Below are 21,482 nucleotides of genomic sequence, written 5' to 3'. Positions count from 1 at the left end.
GCTATTTACAATAATACCTCAGAGCACATGCATCCAATGTAGTGATGTGCCAACTGCAAAGGCTGTATGGTCATTTAATATGTGTGGCTGCTGCCAGAGGAGCATGAAACCTGGCATCGCTCTGAGCGTCATACAAAGGAATCGGCGTGCTGTCTGCACGCCTGTTTTGGAAAGGTATAATTTAACATACCTGTGAAACTGAGCTAAGGTAATTCATACCATTGTTCAGCCAATCACTGCCAACGTTCTTTATAGTCAATCACATCCTTATTTTCATCGTATACCAGATAAATAGTATGTGCTTTTTTCTCACCCAAAGAATATGAAATTTCGGTATAAGACACCAACAACTCTTCTTGATACATATACTTAGCGACAGGCTGATTAAAATAACTGCTTGTGGCGTTACTTTCTAACTCTACAATCTCATTGCCGCTTCGTTTTACGATCAATCTCTTATCCGGGTCATCCAAGCTCGCCTCTAAGGCCCTTAGCCTATCTAGCACATCAGTCAACGGGACTTTACTTTCTGGCTTTCCAGATGACAAATGAAGGGGAGCAGGCTGTATTACATTCCCTGACTGCTCACCGCTCAACTCTGTCCCATGGCTTTCTTGATACACATTTAGCACACCTTTCTCAGAGTTGTTGAGATGATGTTCTTGCTCCAGCCTCTGGTTTTGCTCAGCCTCCTCATTATTCTGAGAGTTTACTAAGAGCAGCCCCCCCATGACAAAAACACCAATTAAAATTGTATACTTATGCTTAAGAAACATCATAAACCTGGTTGCACTGCTATTAAGGTCAAATCTGACCCATTGCTAATCAATAACTCGCCCTCTTTACCTAGTGACAACTGACCGCCCTGGCTGTATTCCCAGTCGACTTCCTGCGTTCGGAGGTTAATGGCAAATGTTGTACTGTAGGAAGCAACAAATACATGGCTTGCTGTCAGAATGATATTTGACTGAAGACGCTGTGACGGGGCCCACTGCCATACCTGCGCTCCATTGAGTTCATTAAAGGCTCTAAGTACGTTGTCCTGTACTGTGACCACCAGGCCTGCGCCTACCGCCGGCATCTGATAGTTGCCACCCGATGCACTCGTGGCCCAGCGCACTGCCTGGGTCTCAATATCATAACTGACGAGCTGAGCCCCATAGGTAATCACATTATTGTGTGTGCCCAGCACCGGTGTCTGAGCGTCGAAATTAGCATCAATCGAAAACAGCATCTCACCATTGTCATGATTTAACACCGCAATATCATCATTATGCGGGGCAAACACATAATCCTCATTGACGGCTGGCTCCCAGTGATCCGCCCAGGCAGCATTGCCTTGCCATAAGTGCTCTCCCGTCAGGGCATTAAATCCCTGCATACCACCGTAGTATGCGCCATTGACATATGCCCGTTCATTGAAAATGGTGGGGGCGCTGTAATTTTGCCATTGCGAGCCGTGTGTACCTCGAAATACCTGCTCACCCGTTTGCGCATTGAATGCCCACAGGGCAGTATCCTGATGCCCACCCGTATGCACATAAACAAGCTCATTACCCGCGCTCGGTGCACTGATGCTGCCAGCGACAGAGGCATTCGACCAACGCTCTGTGCCCGTCCCTGCATCCAAAGCCAATACGCTGCCATTACCCGTGACAAAAATCTGACCTGACGCAATGGCCGGCGTAGACACAGAATACCCAAATGACTGAGTCCAGCGCTGTGTGAAATTAGTCGCATCCAGCATCAGGGCCTGAAACCCATTGTGGCTGGCATTCCCCTGCACCATCGCCCAGTCTCCTACCACAGGAATGGACTGAGCATCATTCAAATCAGAGCCGGCATATATTTCATGGGCATTGGAGTAGCCGTCATTATCGTTATCCAGTGCCGCATCAGAGCCATCGTTGGGGTCCAGACCTGCACGTGTTTCTGCCTGATCATCAACTCCGTCGCTGTCCGAGTCGATCGACAAGGGATCAGTAAACCACTCAAGTACTTCTGCCGCATCGCTCAGGCCATCGCCATCACTATCGGTTTTACCTGGTGAAGTGCCATGTTCGTTGACCTCGTCACCATCTGACAGACCATCACCATCGGTATCAGCGATTATCGGTGATGTATTTGCCGTATATTCTTCCAGTGCCGTCAGGCCATCGCCATCCTCATCTGAAGCCGGGTCAAGGTCGCCACCATAGCGACGCTCCCACCATTGTGGCAAACCATCTTGATCGGTATCTCCTTCAACCTCAATTACCGTAATAACTGTACCACTGCTAATGACCAGTGCCCCTTCATTGCCTAATGACAACTGACCGCCCTGACTGTATTCCCAGTCGATTTCCTGCGTTCGGAGGTTAATGGCAAACGTTGTACTATCGGAAGCAACAAATACATGGCTTGCTGTCAGAATGATATTGGACTGAAGATGCTGCGACGGGGCCCACTGCCAAACCTGCGCTCCACTGAGTTCATTCAAGACTTTAAGTATATTGTCCTGTACTGTGACCACCAGGCCAGCGCCTACCGCCGGCATCTGATAGTTGCCACCCGATGCACTCGTGGCCCAGCGCACTGCCTGGGTCTCAATATCATAACTGACGAGCTGAGCCCCATAGGTAATCACATTATTGTGTGTGCCCAGCACCGGTGTCTGAGCGTCGAAATTAGCATCAATCGAAAACAGCACCTCACCATTGTCATGATTTAACACCGCAATATCACCATTATGCGGGGCAAACACATAATCCTTATTGACGGCTGGCTCCCAGTGATTCGCCCAGCTGGCAGAGCCTTGCCATAAATGCTCTCCCGTCAGGGCATTAAATCCCTGCATACCACCGTAGTATGCGCCATTGACATATGCACGGTCATTGAAAATGGTGGGGGCGCTGTAATTCGGCCACTGCGAGCCGTGTGTACCTCGAAATACCTGCTCACCCGTTTGCGCATTGAATGCCCACAAGGCTGTATCCTCATGCCCACCCGTATGCACATACACAAGCTCATTACCCGCGCTCGGTGCACTGATCCTGCCTGCGACAGAGGCATTCGACCAACGCTCTGTGCCCGTCCCTGCATCCAAAGCCAATACGCTGTCATTACCTGCGACAAAAATCTGACCTGACGCAATGGCCGGCGTAGATACAGAGTACTCAAATGACTGAGTCCAGCGCTGTGTGAAATTAGTCGCATCCAGCATCAGGGCCTGAAACCCATTGTGGCTGGCATTCCCCTGCACCATCGCCCAGTCTCCTACCACAGGAATGGACTGAGCATCATTCAAATCAGAGCCGGCATATATTTCATGGGCATTTGAGTAGCCGTCATTATCGTTATCCAGTGCCGCATCAGAGCCATCGTTGGGGTCCAGACCTGCACGTGTTTCTGCCTGATCATCAATTCCGTCGCTGTCCGAGTCGATCGACAAGGGATCAGTAAACCACTCAAGTACTTCTGCCGCATCGCTCAGGCCATCGCCATCACTATCGGTTTTACGGGGTGAAGTGCCATGTTCGTTGACCTCGTCACCATCTGACAGGCCATCACCATCAGTATCAGCAATTATCGGTGATGTATTTGCCGTATATTCTTCCAGTGCCGTCAGGCCATCGCCATCCTCATCTGAAGCCGGGTCAAGGTCGCCACCATAGCGACGCTCCCACCATTGTGGCAAACCATCTTGATCAGTATCTCCTTCAACCTCAATTACCGTAATAACTGTGCCACTGCTAATGACCAGTGCCCCTTCATTGCCTAATGACAACTGACCGCCCTGGCTGTACTCCCAGTCGACCTCCTGCGTTCGGAGGTTAATGGCAAACGTTGTACTATCGGAAGCAACAAATACATGGCTTGCTGTCAGAATGATATTGGACTGAAGACGCTGCGACGGGGCCCACTGCCAAACCTGCGCTCCATTGAGTTCACTAAAGGCTCTCAGTATATTGTCCTGCACTGTGACCACCAGGCCTGCGCCTACCGCCGGCATCTGATAGTTGCCACCCGATGCATTCGAGGCCCAGCGCACTGTCTGGGTATCAATATCATAACTGGCGAGCTGAGCCCCATAGGTAATCACATTATTGTGTGTGCCCAGCACCGGTGTCTGAGCGTCGAAATTAGCATCAATCGAAAACAGCACCTCACCATCGTCATGATTTAACACCGCAATCTCACCATAATATGGGGCAAATACATAATCCTCATTGACGGCTGGCTCCCAGTGATCATCCCAGGTAGCGTTGCCTTGCCATAAGTGCTCTCCCGTCAGGGCATTAAACCCCTGCATACCACCGTAGTATGCGCCATTGACATATGCACGGTCATTGAAAATGGTGGGGGCGCTGTAATTCGGCCACTGCGAGCCGTGTGTACCTCGAAATACCTGCTCACCCGTTTGCGCATTGAATGCCCACAGGGCTGTATCCTCATGCCCACCCGTATGGACATAAACAAGCTCATTACCCGCGCTCGGTGCACTGATCCTGCCTGCGACAGAGGCATTCGACCAACGCTCTGTGCCCGTCCCGGCATCAAAAGCCAGTACGCTGTCATTACCTGTGACAAAAATCTGACCTGACGCAATGGCCGGCGTAGATACAGAGTACTCAAATGACTGAGTCCAGCGCTGTGTGAAATTAGTCGCATCCAGCATCAGGGCCTGAAACCCATTGTGGCTGGCATTCCCCTGCACCATCGCCCAGTCTCCTACCACAGGAATGGACTGAGCATCATTCAAATCAGAGCCGGCATATATTTCATGGGCATTGGAGTAGCCGTCATTATCGTTATCCAGTGCCGCATCAGAGCCATCGTTGGGATCCAGGCCTGCACGTGTTTCTGCCTGATCATCAACTCCGTCGCTGTCCGAGTCGATCGACAAGGGGTCAGTAAACCACTCAAGTACTTCTGCTGCATCGCTCAGGCCATCGCCATCACTATCGGTTTTACGGGGTGAAGTACCATGTTCGTTGACCTCGTCACCATCTGACAGGCCATCACCATCGGTATCAGCGATTATCGGTGATGTATTTGCCGTATATTCTTCCAGTGCCGTCAGGCCATCGCCATCCTCATCTGAAGCCGGGTCAAGGTCGCCACCATAGCGACGCTCCCACCATTGTGGCAAACCATCTTGATCGGTATCTCCTTCAACCTCAATTACCGTAATAACTGTGCCACTGCTAATGACCAGTGCCCCTTCATTGCCTAATGACAACTGACCGCCCTGGCTGTACTCCCAGTCGATTTCCTGCGTTCGGAGGTTAATGGCAAACGTTGTACTATCGGAAGCAACAAATACATGGCTTGCTGTCAGAATGATATTGGACTGAAGACGCTGCGACGGAGCCCACTGCCATACCTGCGCTCCATTGAGTTCACTAAAGGCTCTCAGTATATTGTCCTGCACTGTAACCACCAGGCCAGCGCCTACCGCCGGCATCTGATAATCGCCATCCGATGCACTTACGGTCCACAGTACTTCCTGGGTCTCAATATCATAACTGGCGAGCTGAGCCCCATAGGTAATCACATTATTGTGTGTGCCCAGCACCGGTGTTTGTGAACCGAAATTAGCATCAATCGAAAACAGCATCTCACCATCGTCATGATTTAACACTGCAATATCATCATCATACGGAGCAAACACATAGTCATCATTGACGGCTGGCTCCCAGTAATTATCCCAGGTAGCGTTGCCTTGCCATAAGTGCTCTCCCGTCAGGGCATTAAATCCCTGCATACCACCGTAGTAAGCACCGTTGATATACGCACGGTCATTGAAAATGGTGGGAGCGCTGTAATTCGGCCACTGCGAGCCGTGTGTACCCCGAAATACCTGCTCACCCGTTTGCGCATTGAATGCCCACAGGGCAGTATCCTCATGCCCACCCGTATGGACATAAACAAGCTCATTACCCGCGCTCGGTGCACTGACCCTGCCTGCGACAGAGGCATTCGACCAACGCTCTGTGCCCGTCCCGGCATCCAAAGCCAGTACGCTGTCATTACCTGTGACAAAAATCTGACCTGACGCAATGGCCGGCATAGACAAAGAATACCCAAATGACTGAGTCCAGCGCTGTGTGAAATTAGTCGCATCCAGCATCAGGGCCTGAAACCCATTGTGGCTGGCATTCCCCTGCACCATCGCCCAGTCTCCTATCACAGGAATGGACTGAGCATCATTCAAATCAGAGCCGGCATATATTTCATGGGCATTGGAGTAGCCGTCATTATCGTTATCCAGTGCCGCATCAGTGCCATCGTTGGGATCCAGACCTGCACGTGTTTCTGCCTGATCGTCAACTCCGTCGCTGTCCGAATCCATCGACAAGGGATCAGTAAACCACTCAAGTACTTCTGCTGCATCGCTCAGGCCATCGCCATCACTATCGGTTTTACGGGGTGAAGTGCCATATTCATTGACCTCGTCACCATCTGACAGGCCATCACCATCAGTATCAGCGATTAGCGGTGATGTATTTGCCGTATATTCTTCCAGTGCCGTGAGGCCATCGCCATCCTCATCTGAAGCCGGGTCAAGGTCACCACCATAACGACGCTCCCACCCCTGTGGCAATCCATCGCTATCTCTGTCACCCTCAACATCAATCGCGTATACCTTGCTCCGGCTGGAGACATATAACACGCCGTTGCTTAGCGCTAACATACCTGTTTTGTCATAACTCCAGACAGCTTCCTTAGTAGCAATATGAATGAGCTCAACGCCACGATCTGTAGACACAAAAAGGTGATCGATTACAGGAATAATTTGACCTGTTAACGTAGTATTTGCGGCTGCTTGCCAGTTCCATAAAACGCGACCATCTGTTTCACTGATTAACTCAATTTGATTGTTGTTTACAACATATATACCTGCTTCGGAAATGGCGGGATGCCCAACAAAATCTCCGCTTAGATCCCAGCCAATACTTTGTTGCTCTAAGTCAAAATTCACCAGGCGATTATTTTGATAGCCAATAATATTGTTTTCGTTACCAACTAATGGCACTGCATCCATACTCCATCCATGCCATTCAAAATCGGGATCCGCTATGGAGAACGCCTCTGTACCAGTTAGTTTATCAACAACGGTTAACGCTGGAGCATAAGAACCGGTATATGCCACTGCATAATTACCAGAAATAGCAGGCGTAAATTGATCGTATTGATTTAAGCTTTTAAACCATAACTCGTTACCTGAGGTACCGTCGAATGCGTACATCCCGCCATAAGACCCACCTGCAATATAAACAATGTTGTCTTCAATTGTTGGCGCATAATACGTGGACCATTGATTTCCATATCGTGAGTTAAAAATTATATGGCCGTCTGTTTCATCTAAAGCCCATAAATAAGCGTTATCATGCCCACCGGTTTGCACATAAACTTTTCCGTTTGCAAAGGCCGGAGGGTTTAGTGAGTCTCTAGTTGAGAAGTCAGCATGCCAAATCTCCTCACCCGAGTAAGCGTCAAGCGTGTGTAATTTGGTACCAACCGACCTAAAAACATGATATTCACTTGCAGCAATAAAAGTTTGGCTATTATTAGACCCATTTGAAAACTCAACATGCCACAACTCAGAAAAGTACTCTGGTGCAACAGAAAATTTTACACTACCTTGATGTTTTTCAGACTGTTGAAAGGTAGACCATAAGACTGGCTCGCTGTTAAAAGGATAAGCATCCAGCTGATCATTAATACCGTCATTATCTGAATCTAAACCATTAACAGGATCAAGAGGGTAATCATCCAGCGCATCTTCAATCCCATCATTGTCATCATCATTATCGGCATTGTTGCCTATGCCGTCACCATCTGTATCAATACTCTCTGTCGCATCCAACGGAAATGCATCTTGCGCATCTTCAACACCGTCGTTGTCATCGTCGTTATCGGCGTTGTTACCTATGCCATCACCATCAGTATCGACACTTTCTGTCGCATCCAGCGGGAGTGCATCCTGCGCATCTTCAATACCGTCGTTGTCGTCATCCTTATCCGCATTGTTCCCTGTGCCATCGTTATCAGTATCAACACTCTCTGTTACATCCAGCGGGAATGCATCCTGCGCATCTTCAACACCGTCATTGTCATCATCGTTATCGGCGTTATTTCCGACCCCATCACCATCTGTATCTAGACTCTCTGCTGCATCGAGAGGAAATGCATCCTGCGCATCTTCAACACCGTCGTTATCGTCGTCGTTATCAGCGTTATTTCCAATGCCATCACCATCCGTATCAACACTCTCTGCTGCATTGAGGGGAAATGCATCTTGCGCGTCTTCAACACCGTCGTTATCGTCATCTGAATCTACATTATCCGGTAAACCGTCAGCATCGCTGTCCAGCGGCTTAGTCGCAGTGTTTTTTGCGTTTGTGTTCGTCGCAGCATCGCCACCACCGCCACATGCAGCCAGTGTGAACAAAGTGAACAATACAACGAAGCAGCGAGAATTAACCACCATCAAAATCTCCATATGATGTGAAAAAATTAGCGTCCAATAATTCGCCTCAATGTCTCACGTGGTGACCAACATTGAGCCAAGTGTCTAGATTACTGTACTTAAAAAAGGGAAGGAGTATAAATGACTACCTGAAAAGAAACCACAATGTTGTAAAAATTTAAATAAAACTTCATAAGTCAGAAAGATACTTTAACTTTCAAACTCATATAAACGTTTGACTCGACACATATAACGACCCATCAACATCATCCTTAAGGTTTATTTTAGTTGCACAACACACAAAAGGACCCTTAAATGCGGGCATTTAAGGGTTGATTACTCCTGGTTTGTAGCATGCTCATCCACTTTTTCCAGACAGCTCGCTCAGAAGTACTTTTATTAAAGATGCTGTCCGGATAGAGAAGAGCAGATCAGTTTCTCCGTCAACATGTTATCTTCGACATCTGTTCAACCAATCTGGCACTTCCTTGCCATAGGTGTACTCTGTTACCCAATCTTTTGATTATATTCAAAAGGTAAGCACTGCACTTCAGTACGTCACTTTAGTATAAGCACCATCTAAATTGGATATCACTGTACCCACACTTCAGAGATAAATGGGTAACCAATTGTTCCACCTCCAGTACACCCTTTTAAAGCAAGTTGAACTTGTGCACCAGATGCATACGCCATAAGCAACGCTGAGAACATGTTCATGTTATGTGTTTGTTCATCTTGTTTCAGATACAAATAGTCTGTATTTGAGCATTTTCCTGGATTAGTCGCACCGCTCTGAGTGATCAGTATTCGGCTACCCTGAATACGAATCTTATCGATGGGGCCCCTGCTCCAACCGTCATAGGCATATGACAGTGAGGTAAAAAAAGTGGCAAACAATATAAATATTGAGATTTTCATAGGTATTACCTTTAAGTTTATTTAACAGGTTTAAGTCAGCCATCACTATTGGGAAATAGTTAAACACATTCACTTTCAAAATCTGCTGACAAATCAAAAAGCTAACTCCCCCTAAACTCCAAGAGCATACAGAGTGTAAAAACACAGAATTAAAGAGGATTTACTTTTACAGGGTTAGCCATAATAATCAGCATCAAATCTTCATCGGAATAGGCTGACGCTCAGCAAAAGAGCCTTGATATGTATTTCAAAAGCCTTGAACTCGTTTAAATGATGCAAGTTAAGTTGTCGGCCGCCTCAAGTTGGCCGACTCCACTTTACATTTTTTCGAGAATAAAAATATCAAACGTGATAAGCAAAACCAGGCTTTACTTTATCGTGATGAAGTTTACGTCTGACAAGCCCGGATAGATTGTGCATTTATCTCTGGCATACACATCAACCTTGGCTTTAGTTGCATACGCGGTCAACGCCAGTGACAGCAGAGCTTGTCCCATTGGGGTGTCGCCTTTAAACTGCATACGTTTGGCAGGTAATGTATGACAACTTCCTTCCTGACCATGCATTACCGTATCCGAGGTAAATAAAACCGAGCACATATCATAGGTATCTACATAACCACAATACACACTCTCTATCGCCGCATCTTTTACGTGTACTACTGCATTGGCAGTTCCAGATGCGATTAAAACTAATAAAAACATAATGTTTTTCATAACCTTTACCTTACTACTTTTATTTTAGGTGAAGCATTATAACCGCCGCCCCCCTATAATTTAGCCGAAAGTTACCTCTACCCACATACTATTAATTGGCTAAAGGCACTCTCCGGCTATAAGTGTTAGGGAATATAAAAACCCTTTTTTACTTTAAAGTTCACGGCTAGAGCTTCATATACCTACCGACAAGAGCTATACCCAAAACAAAAATAAAAAACAAAAACCATTTTAAAATTAACGGAACGGACTGGACCGCTTCATTTCCAAGAAGTGCCATAATTATAAGGGTCAAGAATGACCCAATTATCATTAACACGCCAATTTTCTGTCTGTTCATTATATTTACTCTTTACATACGACCGTAGTTGTACAGTGCTGTATACCAATAGATAATTCGGTTGGAGTAGAAAGCCCTCCTTTTGCTCTCCCCAATCCTAAGCTATTATCATTTAATAATATTTGGCCGGAAGCGACTGGGAGCTCAACAAAAGCTCCCCAGGCTTCTGAAGTACTGCTTTGTAATGGGGCGTCAGCAACGTTAAGGGACCACATAGCGGCTGTTGATGCACCCAACCCCACACCTAGCCGTGTACAATCATTTGCAATTAAGCACATGTTTCCCTGACTATCCAAAACAACCCCAGCGTCCATCGCCTTTCCAACTACTCCGACCATCGCTGAACCTCCTGCTGTACTAGCCCCCTGTACGGTTCCATTAGCATTCATAAGATTCTTATGCTCGGACTCAATTGTGCTGCTCCAATAATCACTCCATGTACGTTTAGCATCCTTCCATATTTTTCCATAGTCCGTTTTGCCTATCCGGTTATACAAATACTGCATAGCACCAGTACGTGCACCATTACCAAATTTGCCTCCAGTTAGCTGTGAAACAGTGCCTCCTATCATCGCAGACACAACCGTCCCTCTCGCAGCCTCACCCAGCGTCCTCACACTACCAGGCAAGAACCGGCTTCCGACACCTTTGTTTATTCCTGCACTAATGAAACCGTGACCAAACTTACCCCCTTGTATATCGGTCAGAATGCCTCCTGCTACTGCATGCGTACCAATATGACCAGCACCGCCCGTTTTGAAGAATCCAGAATTCCCAGTAAATGCCTGACCAATACCAGCAAATACAGCGCCGGATAGAGCGCCAGAAAGCGCACCTTTGGCACTGCCAGTTGCTATTGCCCCTGAAACGGCACCGGATATCGCCCCGGCAGCAATATAGCCAGCAGTTGAAACATAGCTTGCAGTTAGCACCGCGCCATTTGCCAAAGTGATTGATGACGAAACGGTAAATGCACTAACAGCCGCACCATATGTTACAACCGCCGCAGCCACAGCAAGGATCGGACGCCAGTGTTTCTTGATAAACTTCCCAAGCTTCTTAAACAGATATCCACTTGGATCTGTATATGACAACGGATTATTCAGTACATACGAATAGGCGTTGTAGTTTTGCAAGTTACCCGGCGCCTGAATCACAGGATCCGCTTGCATAAACCGTCCGGTATCCGCGTCGTAGATTCGCCCACCCATATGAATGATACGGTTATCGCCGCCCAGAGACACTGGCTCATGGCCGGTATACGATCTCAGGTTTGGCGCTATCGCATCAAAGATCGAAGTACCCACGTTGTCAGCATAGTGCTGGGTGATATAAGCTTCTGTCTCTTGCACTTCACGGCGTTTTCCAAAGGCATCATAACTAAAGCGCTTCAATAACTTCAGGCTGTTATCCGTCACCGTTGTGACCGACCCCTGATGGTCAGTAAACAACCACTGCAAGCGACTAGCTCCTTCATCGCGATAAATCTGAACTGCATCATTACCAATGTAACGTCGAATAAACCGTTCGCCCTTCGACCAGGTCAACTCAAGTGAGCCAACATAGTAAACCGTTTGGTCACCACCATCCCAGCGTTTGAATCTTCTATTGTTTACATCATAATCAAATGTGACATGCTTACCGTCCTGATCGGTGATCCGAGTTACTTTATTCCGTGCACTGTATGTCTGGGTACGATATACCTTAGCCGCTTCACCGTCTCCAAGCTGACGTACCATCTCAGTTTCATTACCATTGGCATCATACTTAAATGTTTCGGTAACAGTGCCTAAAGGCAAAGATCCACTCGCAAATGACATGGGGCCGGCACTTTTGAGGCCACTGCCGCCCATGGCTGATGCAAATACGGTATCAATCTGAGCTGTGCGTGATTCCAGTCGATGTGTATCGCACTGACCCGTCCCATAAAACTGAGACCAGCCATCTTTAACTTTTAAGCTGCCATTGTCACAGTACTGATACCTTTGCTGATCGTTAACATGAGTCAACCTGTTTAGCGCATCATAGGAGAAACGCTCCTGACCACCACCCAGCTGGCTGCGATAAGTCAGGTTACCCAGACTATCAAAGCGATAGGTATCGCCCTGAATGTAAGTTTCACCTCCGGGCTCATCCATCTTGTGGGCTTCAATTGACGCAACCATACCCTGGCTATCATAACCCACTGACACTTCTGCAAGCCCTTTGTTGTAACCCGTAACCTGGCCACGGCTGTTTGCAGAAGTGACTTCATAGTACTTAACCCCATTGTCTGCATTTCGCGCTTCCTGAATCGCAATGAGCTTACCGTAACGGTTGTATGTTCGTTTAACCCCTCTTGCTTCAACATACTGACCAGCAGCATGATGATAGCCCAGCGGAAGCGACAGGCTTGTGTTGTCACTCACGCGACGATAGTCATCAAAAGAGCGCTCAAGTCGACCAAACTCATCGTAGAAATTCTGCTGAACCACACACAAGAACCTTGCAGGATTAAGACTTACAGTGCTATTAATTCGGATATCAGAAGTTTCAGTATTAAACTCCACGCTACCCGTACAGATGCCTTTCAAGCGCTCATCAACACCTGTTACCTTACCCGCAGGGCGGCCCATAGAATCATAAAAGTAACGTTCTTGCCACTTTGCGTTTTCAGCGAACTGCAAGTTTGGTGAGTTCCTGTAATCCCATCTCTGAAGACCATCCGCCCCCTGAGCGATCTTACGGCCTAACTTATCGTAAGAGAATCGGGTCACCAGACCACGGGCATCAGTTTGACTGCGCATCTCGCCAAACGCATTAAATGCATACTGCCACTTACCCGCATTTGGCGTTTGGCGGTATTCCAGGCGTCCCAGCAAGTCATAATGCGATTTCGCAACCACTTTATTATCCACGGACGAGAACACCTCAATCTGGTTCCCCCACACATCATAACCATAAGTTAGGGTATGTCCGGCATTATCGGTTTTGGATACCACTTTACCCAGGGCATCTGAAACCGTAATCTCCTGACGCTGGTAGCCCCCCGGTAACCCTTTGTCCTGATTTGCAGACAAACCGCCATGCATAGAGTCCAGTGCCATTGCAGACACAGTCACAGTGGTGGTCAGATCATTAACCGTGAATTTTGACAAAGTCCCGGCATTCGGATCAGCAATCTCAATAGTCCGGTCAAAGGCATCATACCGAGTTGAAACAGCAGCACTACCTGGCGCCTGTGAAGTCAGTTCACGACCATACTTGTCAAAGGTAATATTAGACTCATACCAGCCGTCACCAAGACCACGTGTTTTAACCCGGAACACCCTGCCAGAAACATCCAGATACTGCCTTTCAACGACCTCACCATTTACTTCTTTGACACGCTGGACAGCACAGTTGTTAACACCATGGCAGGCTTCAAGATAGCTGTAGCTTTGTGCACCAGTCTCTGAATATGAGCCAATCTCAACGCCAAATGTGTCGTACAAACTGGTCGTTACTACACCATGGACATTGGTAGACTCGATTGGCAAGCCAAACTCATTACGCTGCTTAACCTCACCCTCTCCAAAGTAATCATTGACGACCTGAGACAAGTGGTGACCATTGTCATACTCATAAGTTTTGCTGCGCGTGACTTGTGCCTGTTCACAACCGCTAGGCGTAGCTACTTGTTTTTGAGTGTTACCCCATGCGTCATAAGTATATGAAGTCGTTAACTCAAAATCACAGCCCTTGCCTTCATTAACGATCTCCTTTGATAACATGAATCGCGTATCGCCCGAGTCAAAATACTCAAAGCGGCTTTCTCTGGCTGATGCTGCAAGCCCAGGCTTTGAGTGCGTCACTTTAGTATCGGTCAGGCGGCCAAGCATCTCGTAATCGCTATCTCCGGCCTCGTTTACACTGCACGAATTACCGTAACAGTTATTCGTAGCCACCGTAGAAAGCTTAGTGCCAGTGCTCACTGAGCCACTTACAAAGTCTTCAACGTTACTTGCCGACACATCAAACTGCGAGACTGCATTACTGAATACATTGCCCCATTTATCCTGAGAAGTCGTAACGCTCTGGCAATTATGTCCGGAAATGGCATAACTGTTGCTTACATCATCTACCCGGGCAGAACACTGCCATGATCCGGCCATATAGGTGTAAACCGATTTATCATGCTTGCCGTCTAGTGAGGAGTACCGGTTGTTTGCCAGACTCAGCAAGATATTATCAAACCGCTTCTCCGTAGATTTAGGCAGCCCGGTATATGGGAAAGCCTGTCGATAACGGGTTACCGTATCAAAGTTATAACCGTCTTTTTCGGTCGAGGTTTTCACCGCTGCAAAACCGAGCCAGCCGCGACCACCAAATTGCATTTTGGCGCCGTAGTAATGGTAATTTACCGTGACTTCGTTATCCGCAACGTTATCAGACAGTGGCCACGATGGACTTTGGGTTGTAACCGACGCAACCAATGGCATGGCACCTATGTGCGAAGAAACCTTAAAACCCTGCATTGTAAACAACGCCTGATCATCTCGCTGGTCGCGCTGATACGCAGACAGGCCAGCGAGTTCAGGAGAGTAGACTGGCTTACCTGTGCTGGCAGCTCCTTCAACCACACCATTATTCATGAAACCATAAATAATCTCTGTTTTGGCACCATAGCCCTGACGGATCTCTTTAAGCAATCCGGGCATACTGACTTTTTCGGTACTCATTTTGACATAGATGTCGTCATCATGGCGCATAACCAAGTCTGATGTGCCATTGTTATCAAAGTCAGCCAATGTTGCGAAGTCACCCTCAGCGAAATCCAGATGCTCCGTATTCGGACCAAAACCATTGAAGTCGAGCTCTTCACTCTCTGGATTCCAGACGTACCGACGCCAGCTGCCATCACGCGCACTTGCGGATTTAAAGTACAGCTCAACCATGCCATTACCATCAATGTCCATCAATAATGGGGGGACATCTTCGTTTATGTTATCGTCAGTGGTGTCCAGTGCATCAACAGTCTCTCCCACCGTCGTAAACGGAATAGGTTTAAAACGACTTCTTCCATACGTTTGCGACTCAATGGCGGAACGCGCAACCAGTGCATGCCACTGCCAGCGGTCTTGCCTGTTCTTCTCTTGGAATATCAGGTCCATTAAACCATCGCCATTAAGATCAGCAGGCTGTAAGAAACGTATCGTTCTGCCGTTACCATACACCCGGCGCGACGAGAATGCCTGACCACCCTTATTTAGCTGAATAAAGATAGCGTTAGCCTCATTCTCTTCACAGCGATTATTCGCACACTTCAGAGAAATAACATCAGCCAGACCATCAAAGTTCACATCAGCGGCAACCCAGTCAGTGCCTTTTTCGGTGAAGTTAGACAAATACGCCGATGACGACAGCACCAGCTCTTGGTCACCTGCAAAGCGAGACCCTTTCCAGTAGCTCACATAGAGGTTTTGATCATCCAATTGACCGTCATTTGTCGCCCCCTTATAAATAAGATCCGCATAGCCATCACCATTAAAGTCGGCAAACTTAATCTCGCGCATGTAATGACCATTGAGCCCGGCAATTTGCGGTGTACTTTGGGTAACCGAACTGCCGTTAAAGTCAAATCTTGTCCAGTAAGCACGATTGTAGCCGCGGTCAAGTTCGCTTTTCAGGTTGATCCACAGCGACTGAGTACCGTCACCCTCAGGATCAACAGGGATAATTGCGATCTTCTCATCATTATCTTCTCGTCTGAATGAGCGGCATGCCAGTTTTTGTGCATCATAGGCGTCAGTGCTTCCCCAGAAACACAGTTGATACTGCTTATCTCTGTCGCGAAGTTTTTCAACCGTCGCCAGTTCAACAATCCCATCGCCATTGCCATCCATCAGAGTAAAGGCGGCCAGCTTACTGCGTCCGGTACCTGAGTGTCCTGCGTCAAATAATGGCTTTGAATCACTGAAATTATGCATACGTGCAAAGTCATTGTATTTAAACTCAATAGGTCGCTTACACACACTTCCGCGACATTGCTGAAGCCTGTCCAGTCGGCGTAATCCGTTATACGCTGGTTCGCTGGTGTGCTTTGAAATCTCGTAACGACTCAACTCTGTTTTGAAGCCATTGTGATTCTCAATTTTGATCCGGGCTAATCTGGCACGCTGCGTAAGCGAATCGAAGAACACATAGCTACGGTTTCTCACCTCACCACTTTCATATTCAAACACTACCTGATAACCGCTGTATGCAATATTGCTTAACAACAAGGCCCCTTCACCAGCATGCTTTGTGGTGTAGCTGTAGGTAATGCGTGAATCCGGGTGATCTATGCTGTCACTCTCTTGAGTTAACAGCCAGGTCATAGTCACTGTGTTCGAACCACCATTAGGGCTGATACGGATCTCTGAGTTACTATCACCGCCATACACTTTCTTCGAGCCATCTTTGCCATATACAACAAATCGCTGGCCATCCAGGTAGGCTTGTCTTTCAACAAAAATTTGGCTATCCAGTTCAGTGACATAGCGCGCAAGTACATCGTTGCTCTCTGACATAGGCCAGTCAAGGTTATTCACCTCGATCAAGCGCTGACCCGACAGACAGTAGCTATCTGAATCATTGAATTGCAATGCGGCAAATTCACCATCCTGCGCTTCAGTCTTACGACAGCGAGCAATAGCAGACCCGGCATTCAATGACCAACCTACGGCAATGCTTGAATCACCTGCCTGAGAGTCGTAGTTCAGGCTAACCTGAGGCGTCACACCTGCAATACCTTCAGGCAGTGGCAGCGCCACAGTGTAAGTCGCACTACCGCCTTCGCTTACCCGGAAACTACCCACAGTTGGCGACAATGCTGCACTGGCAGCCAGATCAATATGAGAATTGATAGGACCAGATGGCAAGGCTGCCGCTTCAACATGGATTGGATCTTCACTGGTGCTGTCGTTAATCGTCACGTCTGTTGGCTCAGACGCATCCTGGCTACACGCTTCCTGACGTTCGCCCTGAATGTAACCGAATACACAAGATCGAGCAGTAAACGTATGCTGGCCATTCATGACTTTCTTGCGCCAGCTGGCTATACGCTGAGGGTGTGAACGATTTGCAATGACCGAATAGGCCACAGGCTCATTGTTACCAACCTGATGAGAAATACGGTAGAAATGCGCAACGGTATCGCTCTTTAAAGAGAACGACAGATGGCCGTCATCATTGGATACCAGAGCAAGCTCAGGAGCTTGCAAACGGTCCCTTGGATCATTTTTATCCAGTCCAAGTTGATTCTCAAGCCAATTTCCTACGCCATCACCGTCACTGTCCCTTGAGTAGTTACACGCGACGCCAAAACAATGACCGTAATATAACTCCACAACTTCTTTTACCATATCCTGATAAACCTGCGCTGTGTGGCCATATAGCATCAGTACCAACTCGGCCCGTCTCACGTCTCCTGCATTTAACTGCAACGCCCAGTCTGCGGCCGACTTACCATTGATCAAATCGCTAGCTGTTGCCTGCTTATTCAACAAACGGCTGAACAACACTTTGGTGAATTTATTGTTGTCAGCTCCTCTGAGCGCCAGATCATCTTCGCTATAACCGACCGGAGCGTTCAAAATCGCATTCACCACTTCTTCAAGAGAATGACCCGTTGCGAAAGCATAGGCCATCGCACTGATACTCACTTTGCTCGGATACTTATCGTGCAGAGCACCAATCAGATAAGCGATTGTACGCGTTTCTATCAGGGATTCGTCAGGCTCCCAGCCAGGCTGGATGTGCTTGTTATAGTCCCAGTGTTTGCGCCAGTCGACGGCATTCGCATCAAGCAGGTTGCGATCAATTTTGAGAAATTCACCGTCTTGCGTGGTGACATAAACCAGGCCTTTCTCAGATACACCTGTCAGTGAGGTAATACCACCTGAACCGGTAAATTTGTAATGCCAGTTGATTTGACCTGTGTCCGGACGAAGCGAGTAAAGGTTCTCATCCATTGATCCAACATAGATATTGCCATTTTTATCCGTCTGCAGAGCCGCGGTGTTGGCACCACGCGTTGCCTGCTTCCAGACATAGTTTAAATTGGCCTCTGAGGCGCTAACCGTATTGTGTGAAATTTTATACACGTTGCGGTTTTGTGCACCAAAGTACACATTGTCTATGTCGCCGTCGGACAGTACCAACGGCTTACCAACGACGGTATTGTGTTCAGATGCATCGTCACCCGTCGCGAAGATCCAACCTGGGTTATTAGTACCCCCACCATGTTTATAGATGTGCAATCCCGCACGGGCCTGACTCGGATGAGCACCTATAGAGTTGTCATCATAGCGACCTGCATCGTGATAGAAAGGCGCACCGCCAGCATCTTTGTGCTTGCGTTTAGCACCCACGTAAACATAACCATTGTCGCTGACACTGAAATTGTTCTCAGTCATATCAACGATGTCATCCTGATGCTGATCGTCTGCAATCACTTTGTAGGTCGACATACCATCAACACAGAGTACTTTACCCGGAATGTTAGATTTGGCGCTATTTTCAGGACACTGAATGCCATTGCGGAATTCAACCACTAGGCCTTTGTTTTTGTAGCCTGTGATTAACCTGTCAGACAACTTAGCCGTTAATACGCCACCCGATGGTGTAACCTGGATGTCGCGATTACTGATCTCTACTGTTTCCGCAGAATTACGTAGCTGGATAATTAAGCGCCCGGCACTGCCATGCAGCGCAACACCGCCAAGTGTTAACGTTTTTGCATGCTCGTCGACCTTGACGCCTGCAATGGTTGGTGCCAGATGTTCAACTACAATGGGGGGGGCTTCCTCACATTGATTCTGGGCATTACACGCAGACAGTATGTAAGTATGGGTACCTAATTGCGTATTCGTTTGCTCATATTCCGTGGCAGTGATCCCACGCACGTACTGAATAGCAGATGTCTCTTCGTCCGCAATATGGCCTTTCCAGTATCTAAGAGAATAGCTGGCCGTAGCATTGTCATCCTGATTGGCTTTCCACTTCAACTTATAGGAACCACCAAACTGCGTGTATGCCATATCCATCACTGGATTGGCGGGCGTGTTATCAAATGCAATCGTCTCATTGGCAGAGCAACCCTGGTCGCTATCCACAGACCCATTTGCGCCTTCAACAGTGCCAATGACACATACTTTAAGCTGCTGACCGTTGTTGGCTTTACTGATATTCTTGATTAAAGCTTTTGCTTTTAAATCATGTGTATACTGATCAATAACCTGGTCATCAACGTACATAATTAAAGTGGTTTTCGTTGCCGTTCCCAAATTACTCAGGTTTGCGTAGTACTTATTATCATTCAGCTCTAACCCTACACGCGGTGTCGTAGGCTTATTCGGCAGCGCCAAAATAATGTTTGCGTGAATTTCGTCGGAGACAATACGCTGGCCCTTATCATCAATGGCTTCGACTCTGAACGCTCTGGCAGTGCCATACGACGCCTGGTTAGGTTTCCAGTTCAATGTGAAGGCACATTTACCCGTTGCACATAACTTAGCAGCCTGCGCACTTTTGTCTGCTCCTGTGATTATCTGAGCATCAATTGCATGCGCCTGAACACCCCCAGGTAATATTCTGAACCCTTTAATTGTGCGACCAGATGCGTAGATTTTATTGGCATTCACTTGCCAGGAAATCGTTGGCGGTGTTTTCGGATCATTTACAACGTATTGTTTGGCGACCGATCCCGCTTCAACCTGGAAATAATAGTCACTGAGCACAATCACCGTTTTTTCCTGTGGGTGATGCAGTCCCAGCGTATCTTCGGCTCTGGCGTATATCGTTTGAGGGCCAGTATGACTGAGTGCCGTTGTGGCGCTACAGCTTGTTGTCGTACAGGTCTTTAATACTGCTTTCCCATTACACCTTTGGTTAGAATCAACCTGAGTGCCTGGCAACATACATAATTGCAGATCTTTAATATTGTTGTTGGCATCTGTGGCACTGGCAGTAACCTTGACTTGACTACCACGCTGCACAAACTGCGCAGGCTGGTTATTCTGGGTCACAGAGAGTTTATTCACAACAGGAGCACGATTAATGGCAATCCGGCCCTGCATGGACGCTTTTAGATTTCCGCTCCACAGGGTAGCTGTCACAATTGAGTTTTGTACTACATTACCCGTATTGAGCTCACAAGATACTGAACCATCGGATTGTTTACAGGCGTTGGTTTGATCCGTTTTTCGACCCTGAGCATCGGTAAATTCCACCTTCGTGATCTGGTTGTAAGACTGACTGTCTAAATCTGTACCGGCAATCATCACCGTGGCAGACTCCCCGGAGCTTAGCACCAGGTCCTGCTTATTATTCTCTTTGAATTTCAAAGATATGATAGGTGCTGTGTTGGTCTCCGTCACCTCAATACTCAGTGTTTTGTTTACCGTCTTTGTATCTTTACCCGATGGCGAGTTGTGACCTGCCGCCCAAGCATAAAACTGATGTTGACCCGGCTCATTGAGGTCAATTTTAAATACACAACTACTGGTCTCACAGACTTGCCTCGGTATAAACGGGCCTTTAGGCAGTCTGTACATGATTTGAATCATCTGACTGTCTGTCGCAGTAAACTGAGCTGTGACACTGGTGCCTTCAGGTACCGTACTTTTGTTGGTCGATAAAAACCCATCAATAGTAGGATCTTTAGGCTCAGGCTTTGGCTTCTCCTTTACATAAACAGATTGAACACACTCATGCGTGACATAGCCTTTACGCCCAATTTCAACTTTATAGTTCCACTGTGCCCTAATTGAATGCCACCCTGGCTCATCTGGCGTAAAGTAATAAAAGGTCCTTTTTGGCGACTCTTCATACTTGTAATTGAACTGTTCAATACCATTGACAACAACTCGGTGCATACCTAGCTTTTTGGCGTTGAAATGCGCAAGTGTTATTTTTTTTGTTTCACCTGCGTACATAACTGGCTCGTCAATTACGCATATTGGCGCCCAGGAATTTAAGTTTGATGCTGAGGCGCCGAAGCCCCAAAGCGCAGCAAGTAAGACAATACTAAAATTGATAAACTTAGTCATGA

At 47.5% G+C, this 21,482-nt stretch carries 5 protein-coding genes; all 5 read right to left on the bottom strand.

Going from position 1 to position 21,482, the window contains the following annotated elements:
* Positions 1-233: 233 nt before the first annotated feature.
* The 5 genes from PRUB_RS23505 to PRUB_RS23485 all read right to left on the bottom strand — a co-directional run bounded on the left by PRUB_RS23505 (position 234) and on the right by PRUB_RS23485 (position 21,480).
* Positions 234-779, bottom strand: coding sequence for a hypothetical protein (locus PRUB_RS23505; RefSeq protein ID WP_021032892.1), 546 nt, complete (start codon positions 777-779; stop codon positions 234-236).
* Entirely contained in the window at positions 776-8,476 is a 7,701-nt protein-coding gene (locus tag PRUB_RS23500; protein WP_198452419.1) for an outer membrane protein assembly factor BamB family protein, read from the bottom strand. The genes PRUB_RS23505 and PRUB_RS23500 overlap by 4 nt, the downstream gene beginning before the upstream one ends.
* 570 nt (positions 8,477-9,046) lie before the next feature.
* Positions 9,047-9,373, bottom strand: a complete 327-nt coding sequence (locus tag PRUB_RS23495; RefSeq protein ID WP_010380227.1) for a hypothetical protein — start codon at positions 9,371-9,373, stop codon at positions 9,047-9,049.
* Positions 9,374-9,741: 368 nt separating this feature from the next.
* Positions 9,742-10,089 (bottom strand): hypothetical protein, encoded by a 348-nt coding sequence (locus PRUB_RS23490; RefSeq protein ID WP_010380226.1) that lies wholly within the window; start codon positions 10,087-10,089, stop codon positions 9,742-9,744.
* Positions 10,090-10,434: 345 nt separating this feature from the next.
* Positions 10,435-21,480, bottom strand: coding sequence for an FG-GAP-like repeat-containing protein (locus tag PRUB_RS23485; RefSeq protein WP_010380223.1), 11,046 nt, complete (start codon positions 21,478-21,480; stop codon positions 10,435-10,437).
* Between the last annotated feature and the right edge of the window lie 2 nt (positions 21,481-21,482).

The organism is Pseudoalteromonas rubra, assembly GCF_000238295.3.
Lineage (GTDB): Bacteria > Pseudomonadota > Gammaproteobacteria > Enterobacterales > Alteromonadaceae > Pseudoalteromonas > Pseudoalteromonas rubra.
This window is presented reverse-complemented; position numbering and strand designations above follow the sequence as displayed.

What these genes read in the sequence shown, in the direction of transcription:
- PRUB_RS23505 (WP_021032892.1), bottom strand. Translation starts at nt 779, where the DNA reads ATGATGTTTCTTAAGCATAAGTATACAATTTTAATTGGTGTTTTTGTC.
- PRUB_RS23500 (WP_198452419.1), bottom strand. Translation starts at nt 8,476, where the DNA reads ATGGTGGTTAATTCTCGCTGCTTCGTTGTATTGTTCACTTTGTTCACA.
- PRUB_RS23495 (WP_010380227.1), bottom strand. Translation starts at nt 9,373, where the DNA reads ATGAAAATCTCAATATTTATATTGTTTGCCACTTTTTTTACCTCACTG.
- PRUB_RS23490 (WP_010380226.1), bottom strand. Translation starts at nt 10,089, where the DNA reads ATGAAAAACATTATGTTTTTATTAGTTTTAATCGCATCTGGAACTGCC.
- PRUB_RS23485 (WP_010380223.1), bottom strand. Translation starts at nt 21,480, where the DNA reads ATGACTAAGTTTATCAATTTTAGTATTGTCTTACTTGCTGCGCTTTGG.